Source organism: Myxococcus vastator, assembly GCF_010894475.1.
Classification (GTDB): Bacteria; Myxococcota; Myxococcia; order Myxococcales; family Myxococcaceae; genus Myxococcus; species Myxococcus vastator.
In genome coordinates this window covers 1-971 of record NZ_JAAIYB010000893.1, presented here as the reverse complement: position 1 = coordinate 971, position 971 = coordinate 1, and the positions used below count along the sequence as shown (strand labels likewise).

Genomic DNA, 971 nt, shown 5'->3' with positions numbered 1-971 from the left:
GGACGCCCCCACCCGAGCCGTTCCATTTGACTTTCCGCGCCAAGGGAACAAGACATGGGCCCGCAAGTTGGCAACCGGGTTGCGCGTACCCCGTGACCCACCTTTACCCAGGCTTCCCTCCATGACGCCCTTCCTCTCCCTGGCCCAGACGAGTCACACCGAGCTTGGCTGGCTCAGCAGCAAACTGCTCGGCGTGACGCTCACCTCCGCCGAGTGGGTGCTCTGGGTGCTCGTCATCCTCTCCGTGCTCTCCATCGCCATCATGCTGGAGCGCACGGTGTACTTCGCGCGCCACCGGCTGCCGGACTCGGAGGCCCTGGCGGTGCGGCTGGCCCGCGGCGAGTACGACGTGGCCCGCAAGGCCATTGAAGGCAAGACGGGCATGGAGGCCGCCATCATCCGTGAGGCCCTGGCCTCCGCCGACCAGGGCGCGGACACGGTGGAGCAGGTGATTGCCTCCACGCTGTCTCGCGAGCGCCCCCAGTACGAGCGCTTCCTGTCGTACCTGGGCACGCTGGGCAACAACGCGCCCTTCATCGGGCTGTTCGGCACGGTGCTGGGCATCATCAAGGCCTTCAACGACTTGGGGAAGATGAACGCCCAGGGCGGCGGCGGAGCCATGCAGCAGACCGTCATGGCGGGCATCTCCGAGGCGCTCGTCGCCACGGCCGTGGGTCTGGCGGTGGCGATTCCGGCGGTGGTGGCCTTCAACGTCTTCAACCGCCAGCTCAAGACGCTCACCAGCCGCACCAATGCCCTGGGCTACGCCCTGGTGGGCAGCATGCGCGCCGAGCGCCCCGCGGCGGCCAGCACGGCCACTGCGGCTCGCGCCGCGGAGGCCCGCTAGGCCATGGCGGGCGGCGCGCAGGACAACGACGACGAAATCACCGGCATCAACGTCACCCCGCTGGTGGACGTGGTGCTGGTGCTGCTCATCATCTTCATGGTGACGGCCAACTTCATCGTCCGCG

The 971-nt window shown here is 68.2% G+C and carries 2 protein-coding genes; both read left to right on the top strand.

Annotation, left to right across the window (positions count from 1 at the left end; translation table 11 throughout):
• Positions 1 to 121: 121 nt before the first annotated feature.
• Complete coding sequence (locus G4D87_RS38165) at positions 122 to 847, top strand: MotA/TolQ/ExbB proton channel family protein (protein WP_163787635.1); 726 nt, start codon at positions 122 to 124, stop codon at positions 845 to 847.
• Between the two features lie 3 nt (positions 848 to 850).
• Positions 851 to 971: biopolymer transporter ExbD (locus G4D87_RS38160; RefSeq protein WP_176418000.1), on the top strand; the 121-nt coding region annotated here is incomplete at its 3' end.